We start from the raw sequence: 17,871 nt of genomic DNA on the forward strand, positions 1-17,871 counted from the left end.
AGATTTGGAGTAGACCCCCCATGAAACGATTTGGAATTTCGGCATTCTGGCAGGCAATTATTGTAACTATTGCGGCCTACCTGATATTTACCAATGCCTTTCCTCCATTGATGCCAAAGTCACTGGTGGTTCAGTTTATGCTGATTACCGTGATAGGGGTGCTACTCTACTTCTCTTTTGATGATGAGCGCTGGGCAGAATTTTTAAGTCCCATTCAGAATGTTCTGCGAGGCGGTGGTTTCCGTTTGACGGTTACCCGTTGGCTCTTCCTGCTTGCAATCCCTGCAGTGGTTGGTTACACAACCTATGGGTTGGTCAAACCATCACTGGACTCTCCTGTGGAGCTGCGCCAGGTTCATCCTGCCCCTCCATCAACCGTCAAGATCTGGGGCAAGAATTTTGATCTAAACAGTCTGGAGAGCCCGATCCGTACCGAGGTGCTGACCCAGTGGAAGAGTGGTGAGCGTGAGGGAGCCATGGAGATCTATAACGAGTCAGTCAATGCGGGCCGTGATGTCTACTATGGCAACTGCTTCTTCTGTCACGGTGATCTGCTGGATGGCAAGGGCCACTATGCGGAAGGGTTTAACCCTCAACCCATCAATTTTCAGGATCCAACTGTAATTCCACAACAGCAGGAGGCCTTCCTCTTCTGGCGTGCGGCAACAGGTGGTCCAGGTCTGCCCAAGGAGGGAACTCCATGGAACTCTGCAATGCCGGTCTGGCACGAAATGTTGAGTGAGGATGATATCTGGAATGTGCTGATGTTTATCTTCGACTACAACGAGCAGGTTCCAAGAATCTGGAATCTGGAAGATTCTGAGGCAGCTACAGGAATCAGAGACTCTATTCTCGAGGCCCGCAAAGGGATGGGGGGAGATGAACTCTACCAGTTCCGCTGTATGGTCTGTCACGGTGAGGAGGGCATGGGTGATGGTGTTGCTGCAGAGTTGATGTACCCCAAGCCACGTGATTTCTCCTTGTCGATGTTTAAATACAAAAGCTCTCCAGGAACAATCCTGCCAAGGGATGAAGATCTTTTCCATACCATCAAGTTTGGACTGGATGGTACGGGAATGCCAGGTTGGGGAACCCTGCTTAGCGATGAGCAGATCAGTAGTCTGATACCGGTAATCAAGTCGTTTGATATTGCCGCAGCATGGCCGCCAGAAGAGGCGGATGATGAAGATTATGATGAGGATAGCGGCCGTTATCTGAAGGATGATTTCCAGGTAATTACCGAGCGTGAACCGGAAGAGGGACAGATTGCATACACCCCGGAGTCAATAGAGAAGGGCAAGGCTGCCTTCGAAAAGTCATGTACAGAGTGTCACGGTGATACTGGACGAGGCAATATCATGTCCGGTAAACAGCTAGCGGATGACTGGGGTAATCGTATCTGGCCACGAGATCTGACCAAGCCATGGACTTGGCGCGCCACCAACTATACTGCTGGCAAGACTCCGGAAGAGAGCCGAGATCAGACTGTGCGCAATATCTATAGTCGACTATCTATCGGCATACCAGGAACTCCAATGCCAGCTCACCGAGCTACAGAAGAGGGGAATAAAGATCCGGTAAGTCTGGAGGATCGTTGGCATATTGCCAATTATGTATACAGCCTGCGCGAAACCACTACCCAGCTGGGTGATAATAATGTGATTCGTGCAGCCAAGGTAGCTGGGGCTCTCCCTGATAGTATGGATGATGCCGGTTGGGAAGGGGCTGAGCCTACAACTCTGATGATGGTTCCTAATATCATCAAGGAAGAGCGTCTCTTCACCCCGCTTAATGATGCAATTACTGTGCGTGCCCTCTACAACAAAAAGGAGATCGCCCTGCTGCTGGAGTTTGATGACCGTACTGATAGTCGTCCCGGTGAAGAGACCTCGGAGGGAATTCAGGATGAGGATCTGGAGCTGTTCTCGGATGCGGTTGCGGTTCAGTTCCCCAAGGAGGATGGATTTGAGACCTCACCGGTAGTGGTTAAGCCGTTATACCGCCACGGTGATGGCAGACACCACACAACCATGTGGTACTGGAATGCTGGTAGTGTAGAGCCGGCTGTTGCCGATTCCGGGATGTTGCTGGATGCCTCTGGCCCAGACAAGAAGATCGAGCCACGAATTGGTGATACCTCTCTCTTGACCGAAGGTAGATGGAAAGATGGTCGCTGGCAGGTACTGATGAAGCGTTCACGCAATGGTGGAGGCAGGGATGGCAAAACTGGTGATCTCAACTTTGTTGAGGGCAGATTCCTCCCCATCTCCTTTGCCAACTGGGATGGCAGTAATGGCGAGAAGGGTGCCAGACATACCCTCACCACATGGACCTGGTTGGTGCTGCCACCAGAGATTGATGAGCAGCGACTCTATGGGGTTCCTGGGGGTGTTGCCTTTGCCATCTTCCTTGCCGGCCTTATTTTGGTAAGAACCCAGCGTAGAGGTGCCAAGTAGGCTCTCTATTCTCGGACAGCCTCCAAGTAGTCTTCTCTGCAGTGATAGTTAATTGATTGCCCTTGATTTACCCTCCCGGCACTGTCGGCGAGGGTATTTTTTTGAATGTAACGTTCTGTTTGAGTGGTCAGTTGAACGATTCGTTTAAGTAGTTCACCATAGTTACAGATAAAGTGAATAATGTGTTCACTTTTTGCTATATAAGCTGGCGCTAATAATTGGGCAAATAAATAATAACTAACTGAAAACACTGATATAAGTAAAATATTATATTTTCTGGCACAGAAAATGCTTAATACTTAGTGGTTATAAATAGATTGGGCGGGGGTTATTGCCCAAAGAACCAGGTTTTTTATAGGTTCGTCAGCAGTTTTGGCGAATATTTTTTTGTTAAACCATACAACGGAGAAACAATATGGGAGAACGACTGAAAACAGTGCAAGGTGCAATCGCAGCAACGATTGCCCTGAGCCTGAGTGTCGGGGTATCCACAGCGGTTGCAGCAGGGTCTCATGGACCAGTTGCCAAGATCGATGTGAATGCTGCGAAGGCTGAGCTCGGTAAACGACTCTTCTTTGACCGCCGCCTATCGGGTGATGCGGGTATAGCATGTGCGGATTGTCACAGTCCAGATCACGGTTTTGGTAGTAAGGATGCGCTTTCACCTGGATACCCAGGTAACGGCCATTTCCGCAACGCACCATCACTGGTGAATACGGCACATAAGAAGACATGGATGCATGATGGCCGCCTCGGTACCAACCTCAATGATGTTACTCGTGAGATGCTCACAGAGGACTACATCATGAATATGGACATGCGGATGATGCAGGAACGTGTCAAACAGGATTCAGAATACCTGGCACTCTACAAGGCTGCAGGTATGAATGAGCCATCAAATGGCAGTATTCGTAAAATGCTCCCTATCTTCATGAAGACTCTGACCACACGCAATGCGCCAGTGGACAATGGGACTATGAGTGATGCAGCAAAACGTGGCGGAGCAATCTTTGACGGCAAGGGTGGATGTAACCAGTGTCATACTGGTGCCCTCTACTCAGATGGTGGTCGTCACAACACAGGTGTTCCTGAGAATCTGGATGTCTTCCTTGATCCAATGAACCATCAGGCATACCTAGCCTACGGAATTGGTATGGGGGTTGAGAATATTTTCAATACCAAACGTGATATTGGTGCGGCAGTACAGACTCATGAGGCTGACGGTTCTGACCGCGGCATGTTCATGACCCCGCAGTTACGTGGTCTCAAGTACAGTGCTCCATATATGCATAACGGCATGATGGGCACGCTTGATGATGTGGTTGAGTTCTACAATCAGGGTGGTGGTCAGGATAGCAACAAGAGCTCTCTGCTTAAGCCACTACGTTTGACTGACGGTGAGAAAGCTGATCTGGTGGCCTATCTTGAGGCACTATCAGGCGACGCACTGACTGGTCCAGAGTTTGTATGGTCCAAGCCATTCCCTGCAGAGTATGAGGTTATCGAGAACTGGAGACAGGTCGATAACCGTACACGTGCACCAATCAAATAAGCGATCAGGAGAGTTAATTATGTTTGAAAAGAAAAACAGAAACCCAATCGCTGTTGCTGTCGTAATGACTACAACATTGATGGTTGGATGTACCTCACAGGCGGGTTCTGTTGCCACCGAGACTGCAGCTGCTCCAACAGTTGTTGCCTCCATGGATAGTGGAACACCTATAGTAGCACCTGGCCTTAAGCCGGCTGGCGCCTCAATCAACCCATCTCTGGCGGCACTTGGTCCAGTACCGGTTCCTCCAGATAACCCCATCACTCCTGCAAAGGTAGAGCTGGGCAAGATGTTGTTTTTTGAGCCAGCAATCGGTGGTGATACCTCAACTCCTTGCTCTGCATGTCATGAGCCGGATCAGGGTTGGGCATGGGCCGAGGATATCTCTCGTGGATACCCAGGTACTGTTCACTGGCGTAACAGCCAGACTGCGGTTAACTCAGCCTACTACCCACGTCTCTTCTGGGCAGGTTCTGTATCCTCACTAGAGGCACAGGCCAAGTCTGCGGCAGGCGGTGCAGTAGCAGGTAATGCGGAGTTCGATATTGTTGAGGCCCGTCTTGCTCTGATGCCAGAGTACAGAAAACGTTTCAATGAGGTCTTCGGCGACGAAATGCCTCTATACAGAAATGCATTCCGTGCGATTGCTGCTTTTGAGCGTGCTGAGCTGGTTCAGCGTGATGCACCAATTGATAACTACTTCAATGGTGATGACAGCGCACTGAGCGAAGAGCAGAAGCGCGGTATGGCTCTGTTTAACGGCAAGGCAAACTGTATTGAGTGTCATAATGGCCCAATGGCTACGGATTTTGACTTCTACAATATTGGTGTGCCTACTCTAGAGCGTTGGAAGACCGATGGTCTGGCACAGATAACTTATCGTTATGAGATGTATGCCAAGGGTTCAAACGAGGAGATGTATCGCAACTCCAAGGGCGATCCAGGCTTCTACTTCCGTGGTAAGAATAGCTGGGACAAGGGTAAATTCCGGGTTCCATCACTGCGCTACACTATGTATACCGCACCGTATATGCATAACGGCACACTCATGACACTGGAAGATGTTGTTGACTTCTATAATGAGGGCGGTGGCCATAATGACTACTCCAAAAACAAGAGTGATCTTATCAAGCCTCTTGGTCTGAGTGATGAAGAGAAAGAAGATCTGGTTGCGTTCCTGGAGGCATTCTCTGGTGATGAGATTGAGATTGAGCGTCCCAAGATGCCTGGTTATGCACCTCTGTTTACCAAGGCAGAGCTGATGATGGAGAAGAAATAATGAGCACTAAAACAGAAGTGACAAAGAAAAGAGAGGACCAGACTGCTGGTGAGCACGGCAAGTGCATGCTCAACCGCCGTCAGTTCCTGATGTACAGTGGTGCTACTGCAGCCACTGCGAGCACTGTCTCTCTTACCCTGTTCCCAGGAACAGCCAAGGCTGTACAGACCAAGGCACGAGTGGTTGGTTATCCTCGCAAACTGGTTGGTAAGCTGAGTGAGATGAAGGATAACGTTCCAGTAATGATCAACTATCCAGATAATGGCAAGAACTCCATGGCTACCATGGTGAAGACTGGCGTTAAATGTGGTGGTGGAGTCGGTGCTGGACGTGACCTGGTTGCATTCAGTGCGCTCTGTACACATCAGGGTGGCCCACTGCTGGGACGTTACACTGCGGTAGATGAGCATAGAGTTATGGGTTCATGCCCACTGCATCTATCTACCTACGATGTGACTCGCCATGGAATCATTGTCTCTGGTCAGGCTTATGAGAGTCTGCCACAGGTCCTCCTGGAGCTGGATGGAGATGATATCTACGCAGTTGGCATGATGGGGCTGATTTACGGCCGTAACCAGAACCTGATGGAATCTTAAGGAGAAAAAGATATGTCTACAAATTATTATCTGCCAGAAGACTCCGCACCATTGCCACCCAAGCATGCGGAAGTCCTGACTACAGCCTGTGACTACTGTATTGTTGCCTGTGGCTATAAAGTCTATCGCTGGCCTGTCGGCTCTGGTGATGGTGGTCCAACTGCTGATGCAAATGCATTCGGTCAGGACTTCCCAACCAGCGCCCTTCAAAACTGGGTAGCCCCTGCACAGCATAATGTTGTTATGCACGGTGGTCGTCCACATAACGTGATCGTTGTCCCTGATAAGGACACTCAAGCGGTTAACAAAACCGGTGACTCCTCCATGCGTGGTGGTCTGCTTGCAGCCAAGTGCTACAATCCAAAGACCCCTACCCGTGATCGTCTCACCAATCCTATGGTACGTATCAACGGTACCCTTCAGCCAGTTAGTTGGGACTTCGCTCTCGATATTGCTGCTGAGGTTGGTAAGTATGTCATCAAGAACCATGGCGCTAACGCCTACTCGGTGAAGACATTCTCCTACCAGTATCTTGAGAACACCTATGCGATCAAGAAGTATGCACGTCGTAATGTAAATACTGCATCCTTCACCTTCCACGATACCCCATCTGACGTAACCTCTACACCAGGTTTCCGTGATGCCGGTTTCGATAACTTTGGCCCATCATATGATGACTGGGGAGATGCAGATGTACTGCAGATCCATGGTACAGATCCGTATGAGACCAAGACCATTATCTATACGCAGTTCATCAAACCTGCGATTGAGCGTGGCATGAAGACCATCTGGCTGAATCCTCGTGAGACTGCCGGTATCGCCTATGCAAACAGCAAGGGTCCTGATCAGACTATCCACTTCCAGCTGACACTTGGTACCGATACGGTGCTTATGGGTGCAATTGCCCGTGTCATCTGTGAGAACGGATGGGAGGACAAGGATTGGGTAAACAACTGGGTCAACAGCAAGTGGGAGACCTCTTCCGGCTTCGGTCAGGGAACCCGTAATACCCCATGGCAGTGGCGTACAACCTGGGGCATGTTCCAGCTCAAGGGTGGCTATAAAGGCTACAGCAAGTGGGTTCAGTCCAAGGATGAGTACAAGGTAGAGAATGCCGCGAAGATCTGTGATGTTCCTGCTGCAGATATCATCAAGGCTGCTGAGTGGCTCACCAACAAGGGCGCTGGAACCAAGGCCTCCTTCGGTATCGAGAAGGGCTACTACTGGTCCAACAATACCGGTAACACCAATGCTGTATCTTCACTGGCAACCATCTGTGGTGCCGGCGGACGTCCAGGACAGGTTGTTGGTCGCTTCGGTGGTCACCAGCGTGGTGGTGCAGGTGGCGGTAGCTATCCTCGTAACAAGTCTCCAGAGAAGCGTCCAGGTCGTCGTCGTCGTTCACTCGACACCGATCGTTACCTGATCTCCGGTCACACCCGCTTTGCACACGTAATCGGCACTACCTGGATTCAGGCAATGACCGGTTCTCAGAGCCTCTACCACAAGTTCCATGAGCTGGTACTTGCCAACCCTAATCAGGTTAAATCCTATGATAAGGGTGATATCATCGAGACCCTGAAGAAGCGTGCTGATTCTGGTGGTATGGTTGTGATCAATCAGGATATCTATCTACGTGATCCAATCGGTGCCCGTTTCGCGGATGTGGTCTTCCCGGCTGCAACCTGGGGTGAGTCTGACTTCACCAGATCAAACGGTGAGCGTCGTCTTCGTATCTACAACAAGTTCTACGATGCCCCAGGACAGGCAATGCCAGACTGGTGGATTATTGGTGGAATGGCGAGCCGTATGGGCTACGAAGGCTTCGACTGGAAGAGCGCCAATGAGGTTGCGGAGGAGTCTACACGCTCCAGCCGTGGTAACCGTAAGGCATACCATATGATCAAGGTCGCGGCACATCGTGAGGGTAAAACCTTCCATGAGAAGATGCGTGAGTTTGGTACTACTGGTATCCAGGGACCAACAGTCTATAACTACAACACCGGTGAACTGCATGGAACCAAGCGTCTCCATGACACTACACTGACTGAAGCAGATATGGAGCGTATGGGTGTCACCCAGGGTGCCAACATGACCAACAAGAAGATGACGCACTTCAACTCTCAGACCGGTAAGGTCAATATCCAGAAGCATCCATGGAAACTGTTTGCAGACTTCCATGATTGGCTCTCTCCCAAGGGGGACGAGCTCTGGTTCTCGAATGGTCGTATCAACGAGATCTGGCAGTCTGGATTTGATGATGTTGAGCGTCGTCCTTACGTGACACAGCGTTGGCCTGAGAACTGGGTAGAGATCCATCCTGATGATGCCAAGGCTCGTGGAATCGAGTCTGGTGATCAGGTCATGCTCTACTCTGATCGTGTGGTCGAGTCCAAGGACACCATCCTCGGTGTTCATGGCAATGACTTCCAGTTCTCTGAGATGATGAAGAATGGTCATCTCAAGCTAACCAAGGCCGCAGTCACAGCCGTTGCAGTAATCGCTCCCCACCTGAAGAAGGGAATGATGTACGGCAATATGCTGGATATGCGCCAGCCCAACAATGCGTTGCAGAACCGCGTGGTCGATCAGATCAGTGGTAACTACAACTACAAGATGGGTGTGGCCAGGGTCAAGAAGATTGGTGAGTCGAAGTACAAGAAGGAGTTCCGCTCCATGTCCTTCGCACCACGTAATATCATCTAGATCTGACCTTCGTGTTGTGAAAAACCCCGGTAGCTTAAATGCTACCGGGGTTTTTTTATGGTGTTTGAATCCTTGTGAAAATTCTGAAAAAACTTTTTCAGAGGCTCCCTAACTAACCATAGGTAGAAAAATTGATCCAGGTCAATTCAGTAGAATCAGTAATCAACTATAGTCTTAAGTGTCTGTTGTGATCTCCGATTATTATTCCTACATTAGTATGAAGAGGGAGCAGGCACCGCACCGGTTCACTTCTCCAAGCGAACCGGTGCATCTGTGTGAATGGTTGATGTAGTGCTAGAAGTGGGGATTTTGTAGGTGAAAGAAGGGTGTATCTTCCCCTTTTTTACCATTTAGCCTCTCTTCAGCCTCGTTGAGGATATCAATCATCTCAATCTGAAAATCGTTAAACGGTATCTCTTTGCCTTTGGTGCTACCCCAGTGGTCACGTACAAACTTTCCAAGCCTGTCTGTGATCTGGTCAGCATCTGCGAATAGTTTTTTTCCATAAGCGACTGTTTCAGCAGGGCAATCGGGTTGGCTGATGGTTGATTTAATGTGGTCAGTCTCTACGGAGAAGTACTCTGATAGAGAGGTGGTGAATTTTTGCAGCTCATTCACCAGGTAGGGGATATCAAAATGACCACTACCACAATGGCTTCTGATTGCCGATAGTGTCCCTAACAGACTGTGTTGCTCATCAAGAAGATCTTGATCCATCTTTATCTCCAATATCAATGGGTTGTGTATGGTCTGGATGAGATTCCTACTTCTCATGCCATCCTGTCCAAGGGTTTTAACTTTACTGTTTTAGTTGTTTATGGCCAACCAAAATAGTAGCTATTAATAGTAGTTTTTCAAAGTAAATTGCTGGCAGTCATGATGATAGATCGAGGCATCTGCTTAATTAAGGTACAATTAGGCAGATGCAAAATAGTTACCAATCTGTTGAGACGGGACTGAATCCGAAGATTCCCCCATTTATTGCAGCACCACTGAAAATGGTACCCAATGTGGTCCATACGCAGCTGTTGGTTGCGGTGCTTAACCATCTGTTCAAGCAGCAGCTGAGTGAGGGTGATCTCGATTTTCTGGAGTCGCGTACTGCAGTGATTCGCCTGCTGGATGCCGGGGTGGAGTTTCGTTTCACCAAGGGGCGCAAGGGGTTGGTGGCCCACTCCGGAGAGGGGCCGATTGACCTTGCTATTAGTGGTGATCTCTACGATTTTTTGCAGTTATCACTGGGCAAGGAGGATCCTGATACTCTCTTTTTCCAGCGTCGTATTCGGCTTGAGGGTGATGTAGAGTTGGGGCTGGAGACCAAAAATCTTATATACGGACTGGATGTCGAGGCTCTATCGATTCCTGCCCCACTGCGCATGGCCTTTAACAAGGCTATGAGCTTCTATCAGACAAGATCAAAGTAACCAACCTTTTTTATCAGGAAATTTCCCTCGCTCCTCTACTGATTCCCCGGGGGATCCGATATACTTTCGCCCCATGGCGCTGACCGACTATATCCACACATTTGGAAGCACAATGCAGGCCCGTTTTGGCGAGCGGGTGCACAAGGTGTCGATTGATGCCGGCTTCACCTGCCCAAACATCGATGGCTCCAAGGGGCGTGGCGGCTGTACTTTTTGTAATAATATCTCTTTTAGCCCACATGGCAGAAATCCACGAACTGTTGCCGAGCAGATTGAGTCCGGCAGGCAGGTGATTCGCAAACGTACGGGCGCACAGAGTTATATTGCCTATTTTCAGGCCTACACCAATACCTATGCAGACCCGGATGTTCTGGACAAGATGTATCGAGAGGCATTGGATGAGCCGGATGTGGTTGGTCTTTCGATTGGCACACGCCCAGATTGTGTCCCAGATCCGGTACTGGATCTGTTGGCAGGTTATCGTGAGGAGGGTTATGAGATATGGCTGGAGCTTGGTCTGCAATCCGCCTTTGATGAGACCCTTGATCGAGTCAATCGACTTCACTACTTTTCGGAATATCGTCAGGCTGTAAGGTCGGCACAACTGCGGGGGATTCAGCTCTGCACTCATCTTATTGCAGGACTCCCTGGTGAAAATGCATACCATTATCGCGAGAGCATGGAGCGAGTGCTCGAGTTGGGAACTGATGGATTTAAATTTCACCCTCTGCATGTGGTCAAGGGGACAATGTTGGCCAATGAGTGGCGCAGTGGGGATTTTGTCTCATTGACCCAGGAGGAGTATGTGAACGTTGTGGTCAACTGGATTGAACAGGCCCCGAATAGCATGGTCTACCACCGTCTTACTGCTACAGCATCGGAAGATATTCTGCTGGATCCTGCGTGGTGCAGTAAGAAATGGCTGGTTCTCAATGCCATTGAGGATGAGTTGGCGCGCCGTCAGGTAGATACGGATAATCTGATATCACAGGTAAAAGCGGTATGAGTACCATGCAGTATGACATTGTTGTAATTGGTGGAGGTTCTGCCGGCCTCAGTTTTGGCTGCTCATTGGCTGAGAGTGGTATTGGGGTGTTGATCCTGGAGCGACAGGATCTGGATTCGCTACAGAACCCGAAAATGGACGGCCGAGATTTTGCCAACACCCACCTCTCAAAAAAGGTTATGCAAGAGTTGGGGGTCTGGCAGCGCATTCCGGCAGAGGAGATAGCCCCATTAAAGGCGGCCAGAGTGGTGGATGGCGACTCTGATTATGCACTACGTTTCGATACCAGTGGACGCTCGATAGATGAGCTTGGATATCTCATATCCAACCATGTAATTCGCAAAGCTCTTTATGAGCAGGTCTCAGAGGCGCGTAATGTAGAGATTCGTTGCGGTGTTGAGGTGACAGCCCTGAGCACAAATAGTGGTTCCGCATCAGTAACACTCTCTACAGGAGAGCAGATAGAGACAGAGATGGTGGTATCTGCCGACAGCAGATTCTCCGGTACGCGCAGAATGATGGGGATATCGGCAGATATGTTCGATTTTGGTCGCACCGCAATAGTCTGTCGTGTCACTCATGAAAAGCCCCACCATGAAACTGCCTATGAGTGTTTTCGTTATAGCCGTACTCTGGCCCTGCTTCCATTGAATGGTAACCGTGCCTCAGTGGTAATTACCGTCCCCTCTAATCAGGCGAAGCGATATATGGAGATGACAGTTGATGATTTCAACACAACCATCGAGGAGGGGCTGGGTGGAGAGTTTGGCAGAATGGAGCTGGAGGGCGAGCGTTTCTCATATCCGCTGGTGGCGGTTCATGCCAACCACTTTGTGGGCACCCGTTATGCTCTGCTGGGGGATGCGGCAGTTGGCATGCATCCGGTAACTGCACATGGATTCAATCTTGGCCTGCGTGGACAGAATACCCTGGCAACGGCCATGAAGAGTGCGATCAGCAGAGGTGAACCGTTCTATGGTCACTCTGTGCTGGGTCACTATGAGCGCCAGCAGATGGTTGCCAGTCGTCCCATCTATCATGGAACAAATGCCATTGTGCGTCTCTTTACCAATGATAGTGCCGCGGCACGACTATTGAGAAAGGCGGCACTGCGCTTTGGCAACAACTTCCCTCCGGTGCAGTGGGCAATTATTCACAAGCTGACTGAGGTTGGGGGGACAGGTGGGATCGATCTCCATTTGCTGGATGGAATTACCGAGCGGATCCCGAAGAAATTTCCTAAATACTCAACCCGTTAGGGAGCCGCTGAAAAAGCTTAATGGCTGGGGTGATCTGAATCAAATTTTGCTGTTATAGCATTCGATTCTGCAGGGTGAATCAACTACAATCCCCCGATGGAATTGGTATGTCCGGCAGGTAATCTTCCCTCACTGAAAGCAGCGGTCGATAATGGCGCTGATGCGGTATATATGGGGTTTAAGGATGACACGAACGCCAGAAATTTTGCCGGGCTCAATTTTAATGAGAATAATATCGGGCAGGGGATTGAGTATGCTCACAGCCATGGCGCCAGAATGTTTGCAGCCATCAACACCTTCCCACAACCGAGCGGCTGGGAGCGCTGGACCAGTGCAGTAGACCGTGCCGCCGAGGCCGGGATTGATGCAGTTATCCTGGCAGATATGGGAATTCTCGACTACGCAGCCAACCGCTGGCCTGATCTGAAACTGCACCTCTCGGTTCAGGGGTCGGCAACCAACTATGAGGCGATCAGCTTCATGCATAAAACATTCGGCATAAGCAGGGTGGTTATCCCCCGGGTACTCTCTGCCCCGCAGGTACGTCATCTTGCAGAGCACACCCCAGTTCCACTTGAGTTGTTTGGTTTTGGCAGTCTCTGTGTGATGGTGGAGGGGCGTTGTCTGCTCTCCTCCTATGCAACAGGCAGATCTCCAAACACCTATGGTGCCTGCTCTCCGGGTAGCCATGTGGAGTGGATTGAGCGTGATGATGGCGGCATGGAGACCAGGCTGGGCGGTATTCTGGTGGACAGTTATAACGCTGGCGAGAGTGCTGGCTATCCAACCATCTGCAAGGGTCGTTTCGAGGTCCAGGGCAAGGAGGGGTACGCAATTGAGGAACCCACTAGTCTGAATACCCTGGAGCTGTTGCCAGAGATGATGGATATGGGGATTGCTGCAATCAAGATTGAGGGGCGTCAGCGCAGCCCTGCCTATGTGGCGCAGGTAACCAGGGTTTGGCGCGAGGCTATTGATGCCTGCAAACGTAATCCTGAGGCATTCCAGGTCAAGGATGCATGGAATGCAGAGTTAAGCAAGGTGGCGGAGGGGGCACAGACTACACTTGGTGCCTACCACCGTTCGTGGCAATAGAGATGAAGATCTCACTGGGCCCAATCCTCTACTTCTGGCCTGAGGAGGATATTAGATCGTTCTACCGCAAGGTGGCAGAGTCTCCGGTAGATATTGTCTATCTGGGAGAGACCATCTGTTCCAAGCGCCGCTCTCTTAATACAGACCAGTGGATTGAGATCGCACAGCAACTCAAGACGGCAGGGAAAGAGGTGGTGCTCTCTACATTGGCACTGCTGGAGGCTGAATCGGAGCTTAAAACCCTGAGAAGAATATGTGGCAATGGCGAGTTTCTGGTGGAGGCAAATGACCTTGCGGCTGTTAATCTGCTCTCCGGGCAGGGCGCAAATTTTGTGGTCGGACACTCGGTAAATATCTATAACCAGGGCACCATGAAGGTGTTGGCTGAGGCTGGAATGAGTCGCTGGGTTCTTCCGGTCGAGCTATCTCGGGATACCTTGCGCGAACTGCAGGCAGAGCGCCCGGATTTGGTAGAGACAGAGGTCTTCGCATGGGGAAGAATCCCATTGGCATATGCTGCCCGTTGCTATACAGCACGCCACTATGAGCTACCAAAAGATGACTGCCAGTATAGATGTCTGGCTGATCCTGATGGAATGTTGTTGAATACCAAGGAGGGTGAGCCGTTCCTTACCATCAATGGAATCCAGACCCAGTCGGCACAGAGCTGTAATTTGTTGGGTGCAATGGAGGAGATGCGTGAACTTGGGGTGGATGTAGTAAGAATCAGTCCGCAGTCACAATTTACTCCAGAGATAATCGCCCTGTTTGATCAACTTCAGCGTGGTGACATATCCGTCAAAGATGCAATGGAGCAGGCCGCAAGTTATTTGCCCAATGGTGGGGTGGATGGTTACTGGCGTGGTGAGGCGGGGATAGCGCAGACAGAACCGGCCTGACACTGAAGTCAGAATGGTTACAGGATGACACTCGCCATCTTGCGCCGCCATGTCCCTGCTACTGCCGGATCCTGGATTGATTCCAGTATTGCCAGCATCCCTTTGCGTGCGCCATCATCACCATATTCACGGTCTCTCATCATCAGGTTTAAGAGCTCACCAAGCGCACTCTCCGTCTCGCCGTCAACCACCATTCTGGCAGCAAGACGGTAGCGTGATGCGCTATCGTTTGGATCTTTCTCAATAAGTGTCATCAGCTCATCTGCTAACGGGGCATCTGCAGCTGCTTTTACAAACAGAAGTCTGTTCTCAAGCTCCTTGATCTCCGGTGCCTCTCTCTCATTGACAGGGAGGGCGGCAACAGCCTGCTCAACACTCTCATAATCACCCTTGGCAAATAGTGCACCAATCAGGTCCATCCGTACCCCGGGGTTATCGGGATCCTCCTGATTAGCCTGTTGCAGAAGCGTGACTGCTTCGTCAACATTGCCTTGCTTGACCAGCTCACCAGCCTTGGCTCTTAATTTGTCGGATTCACTTTCAATATGGTTGCCCAGAACCTTGCGTACATTTCCCTCTGGCTGTGCTCCCATAAACTCATCAACCACCTCTCCATTACGGAATATTTTTACTGTCGGAACACTGCGTGCATTATATTTTCCAGCTAGTGGCTGATTATCATCCACATTGACCTTTGCCAAAATGAATTTTCCACCAAACTCCTCGGCCAGCTTGGTGACTATCGGCATTAAGGTTTTACACGGATTGCACCAGGGGGCCCAGAAATCGACCATCACCGGAACAGTAAAGGATTTTTTAACTACCTCATCCTCAAAGTTGCTCTCATTTACATCAACAATATATGTTGAAGGCTGGTTGTCTGTACTCATTTTTCTGTTCCTGAAATTGTCCGGATAGTGGGTGTGGCGAGACCTACTTGTCCCACCGCTTGAATCGTTTGCGGCAGTATGCCAGAAGCTCGTCATAACTGGTGAAGTAACGTCTGAAATGTTTCTCAGCCGGTTCATCATATTCGCACCAATCGTTATCGTACTCCCTGCAGACAGTTGGGCGTTGGTCATAAATGGTGCAACTGCCACCGTTGCCGATGAATTGACAACGGTTATTTATTATCAGAAACCAGCCATCTTCATCCTGATAAATCTCTATATCCCGATGGGCAATCTGCCAGAGCAGGGTCTGAAAGTCATCTTTGCTGCGTGGAGTATCAACCTGTTGAGTAAAGTAACTGCAACATTTGGTTCCACTGCAGAAGCTACATTTGTTTTCTGTGGTGATTTTTGTCATCACTATTTGGAATACTGTCCGGGTAGAATGGTCAATAATATAGTTGGCCTACAAGAATACCAAACCAGAGGAGTTGATGGATGAGAAGATTGATTGCGTTTTTTATGGTGCTGTTTGCATCTGGTGTAGTTGCAGAAAATGTGGTGCGTGACTATCCGTTTGAACAGGTTGCAGAAAACACATGGGTAATTCATGGGCCACTTGGGGTGCCAAATGTAGAGAATCAGGGGTTTATGAATAATCCCGGGATTGTTATAACAGATGCTGGTGTGGTGATAGTTGACCCTGGATCAAGTGTCATGCCAGCCACGCATATTTAGAGGTAGAGGCCAACGAGTTTTGATGTAGAATCAGTTTTCGATCTCTCGGGTGTCCTCTCTCCAGGTCTGGAGATGGGAAGAATCGGGAAAGCGGTGTAAATCCGCTACGTGCCCAGCGCTGTAATGGGGATCTCTCAACCAGAACCCACTGATCCTGTGATCGGGAAGGGGGTTGAGAGAGTTGAACCAGAGTCAGAAGACCGGCCTGAGAGAGTAACAGGAGATGCCGTGGAGTGGCCTCTTCAGATGTTTTTCATAAGGGGACTATAATGGAAAAACATGCTTTTTCAGATGATGAACGTGCAGCTGTATACAAGGCAATTTTTAATCGCCGCGATGTCAGAGGTGAATTTTTGGCAGATCCGGTGCCGGATGATGTTCTTGGACGGGTGCTCAATGCGGCGCACCATGCCCCCTCGGTTGGCTTTATGCAACCGTGGGATTTTATGGTGATTCGTTCCATGGATGTGCGCAAAAGAGTTCATGAACTATTCAACAAGGCGCATGCCGAGGCGACAGATATGTTTCCTGAGGAGAAGCAGGATACCTACCGTAACCTCAAGCTGGAGGGGATTCTGGAGTCACCGCTGAATCTGGTAATAACCTGTGACCGTTCCCGTACCGGGCCTGTAGTAATAGGCCGTACCCATATGGAGTGGATGGATCTCTATAGCAGTGTCTGTGCAGTGCAAAATTTCTGGCTGGCAGCACGCAGTGAGGGGTTGGGTGTGGGCTGGGTCAGCATTATGGATCCGGATGCATTGACAGAGACTCTGGAGCTACCGGAATCTGTGGTGCCGGTGGCATACCTCTGTGTTGGTTATGTATCACAATTTCATGAAAAGCCTGAACTGGAGAAGGCAGGATGGCTACCCAGAATGCCGCTGGATGAGGTGATCCATTTTGACCAGTGGGGAGAGAGGGAGAAAGATACCGAATTTCTTGATGTTATACGGCAACTGTAACTGTTTTATGCGTAATATCAATGTGTTACGTTTGGTTGGTGTGGTAAAATTCGGCGCAATTTGAAATTGCGTGTGGAGTACAGTTATGAGTGACAGCAACCCCTTTGACCTTAATGATGATTCTGCCTACCAGGCCTGGCGTGAGCGCAAGCTGAGAGAGGCCCCTCAAGAGGTGGGTGACCTGATTGTCGAGATCAACGATCCGAGAACAATTACAAACTCCGAACATGATGCAATCCTTGATCGTGTGCGTCGATTCAATATGGCGGTCTATGTCAGCAATATTGGGGATATGGAGGGGACCCACATTCCACGTGCCGTCGGGATGCGCTTTGGCTGTAACAATATCAATCGTAATCGTGGTGCAGAGGATGATGGGGTAACTGCAATTACGATACAGGCTGATGAGATCCACTCACCCTATATTCCATACTCCAACAAGGAGATCCACTGGCATACCGATGGATACTATAATCGATTGGATCTGCAGAACTATGCACTGCTGCTCCACTTTGTACGTCCCGCTATGGAGGGTGGGGAGAATGCGGTGATGGATCACGAGATGGCCTATCTGCTGATGCGTGATGAGAATCCGGATTATGTCTGTGCCCTGATGCGTGAGGATGCAATGATCATCCCCAACCATGTGGTGGATGGGTGTGAGCTGCGCCCGGAACGTGCCGGCCCGGTGTTTCTGGAGACGGCAGCAGGAAATCTGCATATGCGTTATACCATGCGCAAGCGCAACATCATCTGGAACAGCGATCCACTGGTACAAGAGGCGGTTGCATGGCTGGAGAATCTGCTAAAGAGTGATTGTGATCAGATATTCCGCGCAACCATGCAGTCAGGATGGGGCTTTGTCTCCAATAATGTTCTGCATGATCGAACCGGCTTTACCGATGATCCTGATCCGGCGAAGAAGCGTCTGATGTATCGGGCACGTTATTATGATCGTGTTCACAACACCTAGGGAACCCGTCATCCCAGCGAAGGCTGGGATCCG

The 17,871-nt window shown here is 50.0% G+C and carries 16 protein-coding genes and 1 riboswitch; of the genes, 13 read left to right on the forward strand and 3 right to left on the reverse strand.

Annotation, left to right across the window (positions count from 1 at the left end; genetic code table 11):
• Positions 1-20: 20 nt before the first annotated feature.
• The 5 genes from H8D24_01090 (at position 21) to H8D24_01110 (ending at position 8,589) form a co-directional block, all read left to right on the forward strand.
• Positions 21-2,456 carry a c-type cytochrome gene (locus H8D24_01090; GenBank protein MBC8518990.1) on the forward strand — a complete coding sequence of 812 codons (2,436 nt, stop codon included), beginning with the start codon at positions 21-23 and terminating at the stop codon, positions 2,454-2,456.
• A gap of 415 nt (positions 2,457-2,871) precedes the next feature.
• Complete coding sequence (locus tag H8D24_01095) at positions 2,872-4,008, forward strand: photosynthetic protein synthase I (protein MBC8518991.1); 1,137 nt, start codon at positions 2,872-2,874, stop codon at positions 4,006-4,008.
• A gap of 19 nt (positions 4,009-4,027) precedes the next feature.
• On the forward strand, positions 4,028-5,287 hold the full coding sequence (locus H8D24_01100) for a cytochrome-c peroxidase (protein ID MBC8518992.1): 1,260 nt from the start codon (positions 4,028-4,030) through the stop codon (positions 5,285-5,287).
• A 65-nt stretch (positions 5,288-5,352) separates the two neighbouring features.
• Positions 5,353-5,883, forward strand: coding sequence for an arsenate reductase (azurin) small subunit (locus tag H8D24_01105; GenBank protein ID MBC8518993.1), 531 nt, complete (start codon positions 5,353-5,355; stop codon positions 5,881-5,883).
• 12 nt (positions 5,884-5,895) lie between these two features.
• Positions 5,896-8,589: an arsenate reductase (azurin) large subunit gene (locus H8D24_01110; GenBank protein ID MBC8518994.1), complete on the forward strand. Its 2,694-nt coding sequence runs from the start codon at positions 5,896-5,898 to the stop codon at positions 8,587-8,589.
• 294 nt (positions 8,590-8,883) lie between these two features.
• On the opposite strand, the gene H8D24_01115 is transcribed toward H8D24_01110, so the two are convergent.
• Entirely contained in the window at positions 8,884-9,306 is a 423-nt protein-coding gene (locus H8D24_01115) for a hypothetical protein (GenBank protein MBC8518995.1), read from the reverse strand.
• 206 nt (positions 9,307-9,512) lie between these two features.
• Between H8D24_01115 and H8D24_01120 the strand changes: the two genes are divergently transcribed.
• The 5 genes from H8D24_01120 to H8D24_01140 all read left to right on the forward strand — a co-directional run bounded on the left by H8D24_01120 (position 9,513) and on the right by H8D24_01140 (position 14,272).
• On the forward strand, positions 9,513-10,013 hold the full coding sequence (locus tag H8D24_01120) for an SCP2 sterol-binding domain-containing protein (GenBank protein ID MBC8518996.1): 501 nt from the start codon (positions 9,513-9,515) through the stop codon (positions 10,011-10,013).
• Positions 10,014-10,086: 73 nt separating this feature from the next.
• Entirely contained in the window at positions 10,087-11,019 is a 933-nt protein-coding gene (locus H8D24_01125) for a TIGR01212 family radical SAM protein (GenBank protein ID MBC8518997.1), read from the forward strand.
• Positions 11,020-11,024: 5 nt separating this feature from the next.
• Positions 11,025-12,278, forward strand: a complete 1,254-nt coding sequence (ubiM, locus tag H8D24_01130; protein ID MBC8518998.1) for a 5-demethoxyubiquinol-8 5-hydroxylase UbiM — start codon at positions 11,025-11,027, stop codon at positions 12,276-12,278.
• A gap of 96 nt (positions 12,279-12,374) precedes the next feature.
• Entirely contained in the window at positions 12,375-13,373 is a 999-nt protein-coding gene (locus H8D24_01135; GenBank protein ID MBC8518999.1) for a U32 family peptidase, read from the forward strand.
• A gap of 2 nt (positions 13,374-13,375) precedes the next feature.
• Entirely contained in the window at positions 13,376-14,272 is an 897-nt protein-coding gene (locus H8D24_01140) for a U32 family peptidase (GenBank protein MBC8519000.1), read from the forward strand.
• Positions 14,273-14,289: 17 nt separating this feature from the next.
• On the opposite strand, the gene H8D24_01145 is transcribed toward H8D24_01140, so the two are convergent.
• On the reverse strand, positions 14,290-15,162 hold the full coding sequence (locus H8D24_01145; GenBank protein ID MBC8519001.1) for a tetratricopeptide repeat protein: 873 nt from the start codon (positions 15,160-15,162) through the stop codon (positions 14,290-14,292).
• Positions 15,163-15,205: 43 nt separating this feature from the next.
• Positions 15,206-15,580: a YkgJ family cysteine cluster protein gene (locus H8D24_01150; GenBank protein MBC8519002.1), complete on the reverse strand. Its 375-nt coding sequence runs from the start codon at positions 15,578-15,580 to the stop codon at positions 15,206-15,208.
• Positions 15,581-15,660: 80 nt separating this feature from the next.
• Between H8D24_01150 and H8D24_01155 the strand changes: the two genes are divergently transcribed.
• The 3 genes from H8D24_01155 to H8D24_01165 all read left to right on the forward strand — a co-directional run bounded on the left by H8D24_01155 (position 15,661) and on the right by H8D24_01165 (position 17,838).
• Positions 15,661-15,900, forward strand: a complete 240-nt coding sequence (locus H8D24_01155; protein ID MBC8519003.1) for a hypothetical protein — start codon at positions 15,661-15,663, stop codon at positions 15,898-15,900.
• 30 nt (positions 15,901-15,930) lie between these two features.
• Positions 15,931-16,124: riboswitch (cobalamin riboswitch) on the forward strand.
• Between the two features lie 45 nt (positions 16,125-16,169).
• On the forward strand, positions 16,170-16,865 hold the full coding sequence (gene bluB / locus H8D24_01160; protein ID MBC8519004.1) for a 5,6-dimethylbenzimidazole synthase: 696 nt from the start codon (positions 16,170-16,172) through the stop codon (positions 16,863-16,865).
• An 85-nt stretch (positions 16,866-16,950) separates the two neighbouring features.
• Positions 16,951-17,838, forward strand: a complete 888-nt coding sequence (locus H8D24_01165) for a TauD/TfdA family dioxygenase (protein MBC8519005.1) — start codon at positions 16,951-16,953, stop codon at positions 17,836-17,838.
• Positions 17,839-17,871 lie beyond the last annotated feature (33 nt).

The organism is Candidatus Thiopontia autotrophica (assembly GCA_014384675.1).
Lineage (GTDB): Bacteria > Pseudomonadota > Gammaproteobacteria.